The organism is Pseudomonas carassii (genome assembly GCF_036324045.1).
Lineage (GTDB): Bacteria > Pseudomonadota > Gammaproteobacteria > Pseudomonadales > Pseudomonadaceae > Aquipseudomonas > Aquipseudomonas peradeniyensis.
Window position 1 is genome coordinate 14,279 of the sequence record NZ_JAZDCT010000011.1, and the last position, 12,486, is coordinate 26,764.

The 12,486-nt window shown below is 63.9% G+C and carries 9 protein-coding genes and 1 pseudogene; 1 reads left to right on the plus strand and 9 read right to left on the minus strand.

The genetic code is table 11. The features are described from left to right. Positions 1 to 3: 3 nt before the first annotated feature. The 5 genes and pseudogenes from V0R62_RS10340 to V0R62_RS10360 form a co-directional block, all read right to left on the minus strand. Positions 4 to 213: a hypothetical protein gene (locus tag V0R62_RS10340; protein WP_330103654.1), complete on the minus strand. Its 210-nt coding sequence runs from the start codon at positions 211 to 213 to the stop codon at positions 4 to 6. Then, positions 210 to 680, minus strand: a complete 471-nt coding sequence (locus V0R62_RS10345; RefSeq protein WP_028690546.1) for a hypothetical protein — start codon at positions 678 to 680, stop codon at positions 210 to 212. The genes V0R62_RS10340 and V0R62_RS10345 overlap by 4 nt, the downstream gene beginning before the upstream one ends. Before the next feature lie 506 nt (positions 681 to 1,186). Continuing rightward, positions 1,187 to 1,380 (minus strand): annotated as a pseudogene (locus V0R62_RS10350) (hypothetical protein). Positions 1,381 to 1,496: 116 nt separating this feature from the next. Then, positions 1,497 to 3,095 (minus strand): methyl-accepting chemotaxis protein, encoded by a 1,599-nt coding sequence (locus tag V0R62_RS10355; protein WP_408005665.1) that lies wholly within the window; start codon positions 3,093 to 3,095, stop codon positions 1,497 to 1,499. A gap of 161 nt (positions 3,096 to 3,256) precedes the next feature. Beyond that, positions 3,257 to 3,661, minus strand: a complete 405-nt coding sequence (locus V0R62_RS10360; RefSeq protein WP_050704989.1) for a TraR/DksA family transcriptional regulator — start codon at positions 3,659 to 3,661, stop codon at positions 3,257 to 3,259. 353 nt (positions 3,662 to 4,014) lie between these two features. On the opposite strand from V0R62_RS10360, the gene V0R62_RS10365 reads away from it, so the two are divergent. After that, on the plus strand, positions 4,015 to 8,547 hold the full coding sequence (locus V0R62_RS10365; RefSeq protein WP_330103655.1) for a hypothetical protein: 4,533 nt from the start codon (positions 4,015 to 4,017) through the stop codon (positions 8,545 to 8,547). Between the two features lie 38 nt (positions 8,548 to 8,585). Here V0R62_RS10365 and V0R62_RS10370 read toward each other — a convergent pair whose 3' ends face one another. From V0R62_RS10370 to V0R62_RS10385, 4 genes are read right to left on the minus strand one after another with little or no spacing between them, the layout of a single operon-like run. Next, on the minus strand, positions 8,586 to 9,359 hold the full coding sequence (locus tag V0R62_RS10370) for an enoyl-CoA hydratase (RefSeq protein WP_330103656.1): 774 nt from the start codon (positions 9,357 to 9,359) through the stop codon (positions 8,586 to 8,588). A 13-nt stretch (positions 9,360 to 9,372) separates the two neighbouring features. Next, a complete protein-coding gene (locus V0R62_RS10375; RefSeq protein WP_110738759.1) occupies positions 9,373 to 10,500 on the minus strand; it encodes an acyl-CoA dehydrogenase in 1,128 nt (375 codons plus the stop codon). Positions 10,501 to 10,508: 8 nt separating this feature from the next. Then, positions 10,509 to 11,702 carry an acetyl-CoA C-acyltransferase gene (locus tag V0R62_RS10380; protein WP_330103657.1) on the minus strand — a complete coding sequence of 398 codons (1,194 nt, stop codon included), beginning with the start codon at positions 11,700 to 11,702 and terminating at the stop codon, positions 10,509 to 10,511. Between the two features lie 12 nt (positions 11,703 to 11,714). After that, complete coding sequence (locus V0R62_RS10385; RefSeq protein WP_330103658.1) at positions 11,715 to 12,482, minus strand: SDR family NAD(P)-dependent oxidoreductase; 768 nt, start codon at positions 12,480 to 12,482, stop codon at positions 11,715 to 11,717. Positions 12,483 to 12,486 lie beyond the last annotated feature (4 nt).

Here is a 12,486-nt window from a genome sequence, read left to right on the forward strand (position 1 = left end):
GCCTCAAGGCTGGCTCAGGCGCTGCAGTTCGCGTCGCACCATGGCGACGAAGGGTGGCGGACTCATCTGATAGAGCTCGCCGGCCACCCAGGCCAGCCACGCTCCCTGCAGTTCATCCCGGCGCGCCAGCAGGCGCTCAGCCTGCTCGACCGCCCGCACCTGATGCTCACGGTGGAAGTCGGCCCGCGAGGCGGGCGCGGCCTCGTCGCTCACTCGCTGGCCTTGAAGGTGGTCAGCTCGCCCTTGCGCCACTTGGCGACCTTGCCGGTCACCGCCTTGAGCAGTTTGCCCAGGCCTTCCTGGACTTGCTGCTGGGCTGCGAACACCAGCATCACGCCCTGCCCTTCACGGAACACGATGGCCTCGCCTTCCGGCACGGAAACAAAGGCGTAGTCACCCTGACCGTACACATTGAACTTGATCTCGCGAAAACGCAGTTCGAGCTTGCCGCCTTCGCGGCTGGGCAACACCGCCGCGCGGAAGTGGTCACCCACTTTCAGCTCCAGGCGCTGCTTGTCGTCGACCACCATGGCGTCGTCGGTATCGATCTCGGCCATGTACAGGCCGTCGGGGTTCTGCTCGGTGACATACACGAAGCGCCCCTGGAACAACTTGACCAGTTTGGCGCGCAAATCGCCCAGGGCAAACAACGCATGGGTATCAAGAGTACTGACTGCCAATGAAAAGCTCCTCACATCAATTACAGCGGGCCGCACCGCGCACGCCGCTGGGCGTGGGGTGGCAGCCACTTCAAGTCGAAGTCCGATGGACCATGGATACGGTCAGCGAAGATCCACGCACACGAACGTTACGCCAAGCAGGGAATTCTTCCCGCTGGAACATCCGGCGTGCTTCGGCAAACTATCCGCAAATAGGAAACGTAATACCTGACAGCTAAGGGGTCAGGAAAGATGCGACTACTGAGGGCGACACTTCAGCTCAAGTGTGCCCCAACCCTTCATCGCGCATTACAGGGATACGAATATGCACGAAAACACTGAAATCCGTCGAGAGGCGCGTAACATTTCTTGTCATACGGATGCGTCAGGCAAGCCGCGATATCGTGTCGTGGCAGCCGGTAAAGGCCTGTTCCACATCACCGAAAGCCCGTCAGGCAAGGTCCGTGGCTTTCGCCAGCGCTATCAGGACGCCTGTGAGCTGGCATGCTACCTGGAGCGCTGAGGTCTCACACCGCATGGTTCCTGTCCACTTGCTGCTGCCACGCCGCCTGACACTCCAGGGCCTCATCACGGCTGGCGAAGGCCGTGCCACGGCGCTCGCCGTCAACCAGTACACCCAGCAGGCCCTTTTACCCAAGGCCTGCAAGGAGCGCGGCACGCCACTGCCGATCATCACGGCCACATCGACTCGGCTAGTCATCATTCCCTCCGGAATTTAATTAGCAACCTAACGATGTGCGCATGATACGACCTGGGCACCCCGCGAATAAAGCGCAAAGCGGTACAGCAGTGTTGCATGCCAGGCAACAAATCGCCTCAGTCGAGCCCGGGTTCGGGCCGATATCCCAGGCGCAGTCCGCCCCAATGCTGTCCTGCAACGAAGATCGGCACCGACAGGTCGTGCATCAGCTCACCGGTGTCTCGCGTGTACGTCTGCAGCAATACCCGCTGCTGGTGGCTGCCGCAGCGCGCCCCCGTGCGGTCGTCAAACATGCGCTTGCTGCGATTATGTGCGGTGTCGTGGGCGGTATCACCAGTCAGCGGCTGGTTGAAGGCATTGTTGTGGGTCGGCACATACCCCTGCTGGGTGCAGGCGATGGCATACACCAACCCGTCCTGCTGCAGCAGCGGTTCCTGGAGCTGTGGCAGCACGGTATCGGTGTAGTGGTCGAAGCGCGTGGAGAAACGCGGGGGCTGCATGCCGGCAATCGGCCGGTACTGCCGGTCGAACAGATCGTCCAGGCCGATGCGCCCCTGGGCGATATCCGCCTCGAAACGCTCGCCGATCTGCCGCGCACCCGCCTGAGCCAGTTCGAACACCCGCTGGTGGTAGGCGTCCAGGCCGACCTCGGCCAGCCGTTCGCTGAGGCTTTCCACCTGCCCCTCCATCTGCACGGCCGCCTTGGCCAGGCGCTGGGTCTGCTGATCGCTGACCTCCAAATCACCACGCACCTGGGCCACAGCCTGGAACAGGGTATCGAGCTGGGCCTGGTTGACCTGAGTCCCTCCGGCGATCTCGCTCACCTGCCCCTCGACACTGGCCGCCAGACTGGCGATCTGCGCCAGCTGCCCGCCGGCCTGCTCGACCTGGCCGACACCCTTGCCCAGGTCCTCGGCCAGCGTGCGAATCTGCGCCACCACCTGAGCGGTGCGTGCCTGGATATCCGCCACCATCTGCCCCACCTCCTCGGTGGCGCTGGCGGTGCGCCCGGCAAGGCCGCGCACCTCGTCGGCCACCACCGCGAAGCCCCGCCCATGCTCACCAGCCCGAGCCGCTTCGATGGCGGCGTTGAGCGCCAGCAGGTTGGTCTGGCTGGCGATGCCCTGGATCACCAGGGTAACTCGCGCGATATCCTCGCTGCGCTGGTGCAGGGCCTCGATCAGCTCACGACTAGCCGAAGCGCGTTCACTCAGTTCGCGCATACACTGGATGGATTCGGCCAGCACCTCGCTGCCGACCACACTGCTGCCGTGAGCGGTGCGAGCGGCCTCCAGCGCCTGCTGGCTAAGCTGGGCAGTCTGCTCCTCGGTGGTGATCATGATCTCGGCGCTGCCGACGATCTCCTGCGCCGCCCCCAGTTGCGACTGCACCCGGGCAGCCAGTTGCTGTACCGAATGCGCCACGGCGGCGGCCGACAGGGCATTGTGGCTGGTGCCCCGGGCCAGTTCCTGAAGTAGAGCACCGTCCTGGGCTGGTGCCAGGGGCGGCTGCACCGCAGCCACCTTGCGCACACGCGGCAGCCACAGCACCAGAAGCGCCAGTGGCAAGGCCAGGTACAAGGGCAGCCCGGCGAACGCCATGGCCGCCAACACCGCACACAGTGCAACGCCCTGCAACAGGGTAACGGCGGTCCCCGCAAGGGCCGGGGTGGCCCGCGGTGATTCGCTGGCCGGCAGAGATCCTTCTCGCATCATCTTCGTGGTCCATCCGCATGTCGTTATTGTGACGCCATTAAACGCCACTATAACGCCATTATCCACGCTCACTTGGATGCAGCCGGCCACCCGTTGATACAGGGCAAGAAAACACGAAGGCCCCAGGGATCACTCCGTGGGGCCTTGCGCAAGGCGCTGGATCAGATCTGCCGCTGGTGGCGGTCGAGCTGCTCGTGACGCTCCTGGGCTTCGATGCAGTACTTGGTGGTCGGGCTGATCAGCAGGCGCTTCAGGCCGATCGGCTCGCCGCTGTCGTCGCACCAGCCGAAGCTTTCGTCGGCGATGCGGTCCAGGGCCATCTCCAGCTGCGGCAGCAGGCGCTGGTCGCGGTCGATGGCGTTGACCAGCCAGGTGCGCTCTTCCTCGACCGAGGCCACGTCAGCCGGATCCGACGGGCTGTCCAGGCTTTCGATGGAGGTGCGGCTGAGTTCGATGCGCTCGTGCGTTTCGACTTTCATCGCTTGCAGCAGCTTGGTGAAGAACGCGAGCTGTTCGGCGTTCATGTAGTCATCGGCCGACATGGCCAGCAACTGTTCCTTGGTCATCGATTTCTCTATGAAAAAATGTGCATTGGGCGATTCGGGTGCCGCCGACGAAGCTTCGTCGGCCGCGGAATTCTTCAAGCGCCAACCGGCACTCTTTTACAGGGGGCGGCAGTCTAAGGTGCCGCGCCCGAGTGGGCAACATAAATGACGGCGGATTTGGCCGAAACACGTGAGGAATCCGCTGACTGGCGCCGTGGAAGAGTACGGATTGCGTACCTGCGCGGAGCCACTGGGTAATATGCCGAAATAATAATGGTTCTCTCGGGTAGTAGCCAGCTAGCGCACGAATCGCCAGGCAAGCGCGCTTGATTGTGGCCCTCTCAACGACCCGAGGCCCCCTCATGAACGACAATTTGCACCAACGCCTGGCCAGCTTCAGCAGCTTGGACTGCAAGGTCGCCAAGCGCTTCAGCGACCGCCCCACCCTGCTGGACGCCGCAGATGACATCCTGCGTGAACAATGGCAACAACGCCATGTCAGCAGCGTACATGATCCACTTACCCTGTACCTGGCCAGCCCCCAACCCGATCCAGGGAGCGCTTGGGTCCGGCCGCTTTCGCAGGTCTTGGTGGAGCGTTACTGTCAACCGGGCACCTTGAACCTCACCGCCGAAGAAGACTATCTCACCACCCGAGCCGAGGCTGATCCGGCCTGGAGCGTGGATATCGACCTGCACGAGGTCGAACTGCTGATCAACGAAAGCGGACCGCTGCTGCTCGAGATCTACCTGAAGCAGTTGATCGCTTACTGGAGCCGCTTCGACAGCAGCGGCGTAACGCCGTGGAGCTGGTACTCCGGTTACCTGCGCAACCAGTTCCAGCAGGCTCAACGTAAGGCAACCCGCTTGCCGGGCTTTGCCCGTGCCATTTTGCAGATGGTGCACGACGATCCCGCCGAAGGTCAGCGCGACCGCTGGGCGAACACCCAAGGGCTCAAGGCACTCAATATGGGGTTGGACTTGTCAGCCGGCGGCAGGCTCGATGCCGATTTGTCCAGCGCGGTGCTGATCGAGCACAGCGACAAAGATCCCGCGCGCAACGTAGCGCTGCTCTACACACTGACCGGTCGCCTGTTCCGCTATCCATCACGCCCGGCGTTTCTGCAAGCGCTCAGCAACGCATTGCCGGTTCCGTTGCGTTCCACGCCCCGCCAACTCGAGATCGCGGCCTCGACCGACTCGGTATTTGAAGTCCAGGCCCTCGGCCTGCTGATCCAGCTAGTACGGCTCATCGAGCACCTTGCCGGACAATACCGCGGCAGGCTCGACGCGCTTGCCATGAACCGCGATCTGGATCGCCTGACATCATTGATCGATCTGTGCGACGAAGTCGAAACCGCGCAACGCCAGGCCCTCAGCAAACAACTGCCTGACTGGCTGCGCAACGCCACAAGCCGCTCACTGATGCAGTACAGCGAACGACTGATCGATGTCGCCCAGCAATACCGCGACAACAGTGGGCAATTCTGGCTTGACGGTATCGAGCAAGCCGAAGCCTTCGCCAACCGCCAACTGGCGGCACGACTGGCCAGCGACCATCCACAGGACACGCTCAAGCCCGAGGATGTGGTGGTCACCAACTACCAGACGACCGCCAGCGCAATCGCCGGTCAGGACGTGATCATCACATCGGGGGAGATCACCCCGGTGGACTTCTCGCTGGCGCAACTGGCCATCGGCAACTTGGGGCTGCTCAGGCCAGGGCGCGTAGCCCTGAGCCGAAAGGACGGCGATACCCTGCCAGCCTGGATGGACGCCGCTTATCTGCGCCGCCTGGTCTGCGAGCTCGACATTGGCCGCGCCTATCCCGCCATGCTACGCGAAAAGCTGCTGGACGATCCGCATCGACGTCCGCAACGTCAACGCCAGCTAAGCGACCAGTTGCGGGTACAACTGCCGGCACTGGCAATGGAGCTGTACCTTCGCGGCCAACTGCCGAGCCCTACCCTGGCAGAACACATCGCCCATGTGTTCTGCCCCGGCCCCGACCAGGGCACGACGCGCTGGATCATGCGAGCACTGGGGTTCATCAAGGCGCCCGGCTCATTACCGGATCATCCGCTCAATACCTGGCTGATCGAACCCGAAACGCCCGGTACCGAGGGGTGCCTGCTGTATCGCCCCCTGCACGTGGAGCCGCTGCTGTATTTCGACGACCGCATGGCCCTGTTCGTCGCCATCAGCACCGCAGGTGCGCTGCAGGACGACCTGCTGCAACGCTTGCCCGCCGAGGACCGACGCTTCTATGCCCACGGCGGCTTTCTCGAACCCCATCTTTTCGTGCCCCTGGACGATACCAGCGCCGTGCCGTTCGGCACTCCCGCTGCGGTCACCCTGTCCGTCGAGGATGCGCTCAGCGACATCGGCAAAGCGCTCTATGAGGGATGCGTGACCGAATCAATCCAACGTTTCGAGGCGCAGTCCGCCACCACCGCCCAGACACGCTGGGAAAGCTGGAAGGAACTGGGCTGGTTGCTGTTCAACACACTACTGCCCTTGGCAGGTAAAACCCTGGGCAAGATTGCATGGCTGGCCCAGATGGAAGTCGCCCTGACCGATTTCGTCGAATCCGATGCCGAGAAAAACCCGACAGGTCATGAGCTGGCGTTGGTCAACCTGCTGGTGAACATCGCCTTGTTGCTGTTTTCCCATTCCATGTTCCGCCTGGAACTGGAACCGAGCGATACAGTGCATACGCCGCTCGAGCAAGGGGCTGAGACCATAGCTGAGAAGAGCGTGCCCCTCTCCTTCAGTTCCCAATCGTCACCCTCCCGTCTCGAGTTCGGCTGGGCACACCCCAATCGCACGCTCAACGCCACGCAGCGCAAGACCCTGGAGACATTGCAGGCTGCGGTTGCCGCTCCCGCGTTGGGCAAACCGATTCCAAATGGTACGCTCCGAGGCCTCTACCTCAAGGGCACGCGTTTCTACACACTGCTCGAAGGTAAAGTCTACGAGGTGGAGCTGGCCGAACCACAAAAAATGCACATCATCGGCCCGGAGGGCACACAGGGACCCTGGCTGCACCGCGACGAGATCGGCCGCTGGCAACTGGATCTGCGTCTGGGCCTGAAAGGCGGCATGCCATTGTCCGAGCAGATCCGCAAACTGCGCCTGGACAAGGAACAGGCAATGCGCGCTGCCAATGAGGCGATCAAGGCAGACAAGCAAAGTCTCTCCACCAAGCTTGCGCAGATGGCCACGATTGAAAAACTGGTTCACGCCAGCCCGGACGACACCATCCTCGAACAGTGCCAAGGCAAGCTGCAGGCGCTCTCACAGTTCTGGGGCGAACACAGGGAACACCTCAGGGCACGCAACGACCTGGAACCGGTGAAGGACTTCAGGAAAGTGCATGCCTTTGCCTTTTATCAGGACGCCAGCTGCCAGCATTTACTGCGCAAGCTCCTGAACAAACGCTACAAACCTAGCCGGGAACAGTTGCTGACAATTGCCCGACAGCAAGAGCAGGACCGCGAGGAACTTTCCGCCGCCGATATCCAGATCGCTACCCAACGCCTGGACAAGCTGGTCCCCCTGCTCGAGCAGATGATCGACAACAACGACCGGTTGCGCCAACACCAGGAGGCGTTGGCCAGGCTGGCCAGCCAGCGACACCCGCAGATCGTCGAATGGCGCGACCTCGCTGCTCTGCCCGCGGCCACGGCACAAAAGGACCTGCTCATGCGCTTCCTGCTGCTGGAAGGCCAACTCAATCGCCTGACCCTCGTTCATGGTCTGACCAGCGAAGCCTGCTATTGGCGAGATCGATTCTGGAGCAACTTCCAGCTGGGTATCGTCCAGCGCAGCGAGCTTTACAATCTGGTCGACCCTGCACAAGAGCTCACGGTCCGCCTGCTGCGCAGCATCCAGGGGCACTTCCAGGCGGCAGCCCGCCAGCTCGGCAATCTCGGTGAGCTGATCCACGGCAAGGCCGCGCAGCAGACCTTGCGGCTGCTGCAAGACGAGTTGGAACACATACAGGCGTTGATTGCCCAGGACCTTGGCAACCTGCCCGACTATCCTCCGGTCAGCTCCCTGAAGCAATTGCGCAACAAGGCGCCCGGCCTGATCGAGACCACAGAGCATGGCCTGCTGCTGGCCGAGCCCCGAGCGGACGATGAGAACACCGTGGACATACCCGGCCCGGACAGCAAGACACCCGGCCAGACCTATCACCTCAAGCAAGGCGAATGGGTGGAAGTCACGCCACCCTCTGCGCCAAGCCGCCCCTCGGGGCACAGCCTCAAGCGCCTGCTAAAAGACAGCGACGGTTTGATAGCAGAAGCCCAGAAAGAGGTCGCACGGCTACAGCGCGCGTCGGACAGCTACCTGCCGGTGGAGATCGAAGAGTCCGTGTTGCACCAGCGCGATCGCGTCCTGGCCATGGTCGACGGTATCGAGGCACGCCTGACCCAGGACAACGAAACCGATGAAGCCAGCCAGGGAAAGGACGCCGAAACGGTTGCCAAACACCTGCGCGAACTGGCTGAGACGTTGACCAGCCAAGCGACACGGATGCGAATTGAGGCCGCAGTGACGCGCAAGCCCAAGATGGGCGAGGTGCAGTTCCTGCTGGAGCAGGGCGAGGCGCGTATCGCCACGGTGGGCCAACGCACGCGACTGGCCAAGGTCAAAGGGCGCCCCGTCAATTACATCGATGAGTACAGCATCAGCCATGACGGCCAGGTGCTGTGGTACGCGCATTTCCACTACCCGGCCCTGGAGACGGCCAAGACCGACTTCACCGCCGGACACCTGAAGACCGCCGCCCAGCGCCATGCTGCCGGCGGACGCTACACCGACGCCAGCGGCAAGGACGTCGAGGTCTACCGCGCGCCCATCACCAGCGCTGCGGCCGAGCGCTACTTCTTCAACCTGGAGTGACGTCAGTGAGGCGCCGCACGGACGGCGCCCCCGTTACATCAACGGTCCTTGAACTGCGCCTCGCGCTTGGCGATGAACGCGGCCATGCCTTCCTTCTGGTCTTCGGTGGCGAAGGCTGCATGGAATACCCGGCGCTCGAAGCGCACGCCCTCGCTCAGGGTAACCTCGAAGGCGCGGTTGACGCTCTCCTTGACCATCATGCTCACCGGAATCGACTTGCTGGCGATGGTCGTGGCCACCTTCAGCGCCTCTTCCACCAGCTCTGCCTGCGGCACGATACGCGCCACCAGGCCGGCGCGCTCGGCTTCCTCGGCCCCCATCAGACGCCCGGTCAGGCACAGCTCCATGGCCTTGGCCTTGCCCACGGCGCGGGTAAGGCGCTGGGTGCCGCCCATGCCCGGCAACACGCCGAGGTTGATTTCCGGCTGGCCGAACTTGGCGTTGTCGGCGGCGAGGATGAAGTCGCACATCATCGCCAGCTCGCAGCCACCGCCCAGGGCAAAGCCAGATACCGCGGCGATGATCGGCTTGCGCCGGTTGGCAATGCGATCGGCATCGCTGAACAGGTCCTCGACGTAGATCTGCGGGTATTGCAGCTCGGCCATTTCCTTGATGTCGGCGCCGGCGGCAAAGGCCTTGGCGGAACCGGTCAGCACCACGCAGCCGATGTTCGGGTCACGCTCCAGCTGGTCCAGGGCCTGGTTGATCTCGCCGACGATCTGCGCGTTCAGCGCGTTCAGCGCCTGGGGGCGGTTGAGGGTGATCAGGCCGACCTTGCCGTGGATGTCCAACAGGATGGTTTCGAATGCCATGCAGTCTGCTCCTTCAAAGATTGCGCGCAATGACCATGCGCTGAATGTCGCTGGTGCCTTCGTAGATCTGGCAGACCCGCACGTCGCGGTAGATCCGCTCCAGCGGGAAGTCGCTCAGATAGCCATAACCGCCCAGGGTCTGCAAGGCGTCCGAACAGACCTTTTCGGCCATTTCCGAGGCGAAAAGCTTGGCCATCGAGGCTTCCACCAGTGCCGGACGCCCGGCGTCGCGCAGGGCGGCGGCGTGCAGCACCATCTGCCGGGCCACGGCAATCTTCGTCGCCATGTCGGCCAGGCGGAAGGCCACGGCCTGGTGCTCGATCAGCGGCTTGCCGAAGGTCTGCCGCTCGTTGGCGTAGTCGCGCGCCGCTTCGAATGCGGCCCGGGCCATGCCCACCGACTGCGAGGCGATGCCGATGCGGCCGCCTTCAAGGTTGGCCAGGGCGATCTTGTAGCCCTGCCCTTCTTCACCGAGACGGTTGGCCACCGGCACGCGCACGTTGTCGAAGACGATCTGGCAGGTGTCGGAGGCGTGCTGACCGAGCTTGTCCTCGACCCGCGCCACCTGGTAACCCGGTGAATCGGTAGGCACGATGAAGGCCGTGATACCACGCTTGCCGGCGTCCGGATCGGTCACGGCGAAAACGATCACCACCCCGGCGTTCTGCCCGGACGTGATGAACTGCTTGCTGCCATTGAGCACGTAGTGGTCGCCTTCCAGACGAGCGCGGGTCTTCAGGCTGCTGGCGTCGGAGCCGGCCTGGGGCTCGGTCAAGGCAAAGGCGCCGAGCATCGCACCGCTGGCCAACGGCGCCAGGAACTGCTGTTTCTGCGCCTCTGTACCGAACTTGAGGATCGGCACGCAGCCCACCGAATTGTGCACGCTCATGATGGTCGAGCAGGCGCCGTCACCGGCGGCGATCTCTTCCAGGGCCATGGCATAGGCCACATAACCGGTGTCGCTGCCGCCGTACTGCTCCGGCACCAGCATGCCGAACAGGCCCAGGCCGGCCATCTCTTCGATGGCCTCCTTAGGGAAGCGGTGTTCCTTGTCCCATTGCTCGGCAAACGGCTTCAGGCGCTCCTGGGCGAAGTCGCGCACGGCGTCGGCGATCTGTTGTTGCTCTTCAGTTACCAGCATGATTCACCTCAGTACAGGCACTCGACCGCCATGGCCGTGGCTTCGCCACCGCCGATGCAGATGGCCGCCACGCCACGGCGCAGGTTGTTCTGGCGCAGGGCCGACAGCAGGGTTACCAGAATGCGCGCGCCCGAGGCGCCGATCGGGTGGCCCAGGGCACAGGCGCCGCCATGGATATTGACCTTTTCATGGGGCAGATCCAGGTGCTTCATGGCCGCCAGGGTGACCACGGCGAAGGCCTCGTTGATCTCGAACAGGTCCACCTCGGCCAGGTTCCAGCCGGTGCGCTTGAGCAGCTTGTCGATGGCGCCGATGGGCGCGGTGGGGAACAGTGCCGGGGTGTCGGCAAAGGCCGCGTGGCCATGGATCACCGCCAGCGGCTTGAGGCCGCGCTTTTCAGCCTCGGAGCGACGCATCAGCACCAGCGCGGCGGCGCCGTCGGAGATCGAGCTGGAGTTGGCCGCGGTGACGGTACCGCCTTCGCGGAAGGCCGGCTTGAGCTGCGGGATCTTGTCCAGGCGCGCCTTGGGCGGCTGCTCGTCGTCCTTGATGACGCGCTTCTCCTTGCCCTCGGTGACTTCAACCGGAACGATCTCGGCGGCGAAGCGGCCGCTCTTGATCGCGTCCTGGGCACGGGTCAGCGAAGCGATGGCGAAGGCGTCCTGGGCCTCACGGCTGAAGTCGCCCTTCTGCGCGCAGTCCTCGGCGAAGGTGCCCATCAGGCGGCCCTTGTCGTAGGCGTCTTCCAGGCCGTCCATGAACATGTGGTCGATGATCTTGCCGTGGCCCATGCGGTAGCCGCCACGGGCCTTGTCCAGCAGGTACGGAGCGTTGGTCATGCTTTCCATGCCACCGGCGACGATCACGTCGGCGCTGCCGGCCAGCAGTTGGTCATGGGCCATGATCGCCGCCTGCATGCCCGAGCCGCACATCTTGTTCAGGGTGGTGCAGGTGGTGTGCTTGTCCAGGCCGGCACCCAGCGCCGCCTGGCGTGCCGGTGCCTGGCCCTGGCCGGCTGGCAGCACGCAACCGAACAGCACTTGCTCGACACTGGCGGCATCGATACTGGCACGTTCGACGGCGGCGCGGATCGCCGCGCTGCCCAACTGCGCCGCGGTCAGGCTCTTGAGGTCGCCCTGCAGGCCGCCCATCGGCGTGCGCACGGCGCTGACGATGACAATCGGATCGTGGTTCAGGCTCATGTTCGGTTCTCCTTACTTGGCAGCCATGCGCAGCGCGCCGTCGAGACGGATCACTTCGCCGTTGAGCATGCTGTTCTCGATGATATGACGAGCGAGCGCTGCGTACTCCTGTGGACGGCCCAGGCGCGGCGGGAACGGCACGCCGGCGGACAGCGAAGCGCGGACTTCGTCGGTCATGCCGGCCATCATCGGGGTTTCGAAAATGCCGGGGGCGATGGTCATCACGCGAATGCCGAAGCGGGCCAGTTCGCGGGCCGCCGGCAGGGTGAGGCTGGCGATGGCACCCTTGGAGGCAGCATAGGCGGCCTGGCCGATCTGGCCGTCGTAGGCGGCGATGGAGGCAGTATTGATGATGACACCCCGCTCGCCGCCCTCGTCCGCCGGCCCTTCGGCCATGGCCGCGGCGGCCAGGCGCAGCAGGTTGAAGCTGCCGATCAGGTTGACGTTGATGACCTTGGCGAAGCTGCCCAGGGCGTGCGGGCCGTTCTTGCCAAGGACCTTCTCGGCACCGACGATGCCGGCGCAGTTCACCAGCCCGTGCAGGCTGCCGAATGCGCTGACGGCGGCATCGACCGCCGCCTTGGCGGCCTGCTCGTCGCTGATGTCGGCCACCGCGAAACGGGCATTGGCGCCCAGTTCGGCGGCCTTGGCCTCGACGGTCGCGGCGTTCAGGTCGACCAGCATGACCTTGGCGCCAGCCTCGATGAGCATCTGCGCGGTGGCGGCGCCCAGGCCCGAGGCCGCGCCGCTGACGATGAAATTCTTTTGAGTGATGAGCATATCG

Excerpts from the sequence above, each read along its gene's own strand:
- V0R62_RS10355 (WP_408005665.1), bottom strand. The coding sequence starts at position 3,095 with ATGATGCGAGAAGGATCTCTGCCGGCCAGCGAATCACCGCGGGCCACC.
- V0R62_RS10370 (WP_330103656.1), bottom strand. The coding sequence starts at position 9,359 with ATGGCATTCGAAACCATCCTGTTGGACATCCACGGCAAGGTCGGCCTG.
- V0R62_RS10375 (WP_110738759.1), bottom strand. The coding sequence starts at position 10,500 with ATGCTGGTAACTGAAGAGCAACAACAGATCGCCGACGCCGTGCGCGAC.
- V0R62_RS10380 (WP_330103657.1), bottom strand. The coding sequence starts at position 11,702 with ATGAGCCTGAACCACGATCCGATTGTCATCGTCAGCGCCGTGCGCACG.
- V0R62_RS10385 (WP_330103658.1), bottom strand. The coding sequence starts at position 12,482 with ATGCTCATCACTCAAAAGAATTTCATCGTCAGCGGCGCGGCCTCGGGC.
- V0R62_RS10360 (WP_050704989.1), bottom strand. The coding sequence starts at position 3,661 with ATGACCAAGGAACAGTTGCTGGCCATGTCGGCCGATGACTACATGAAC.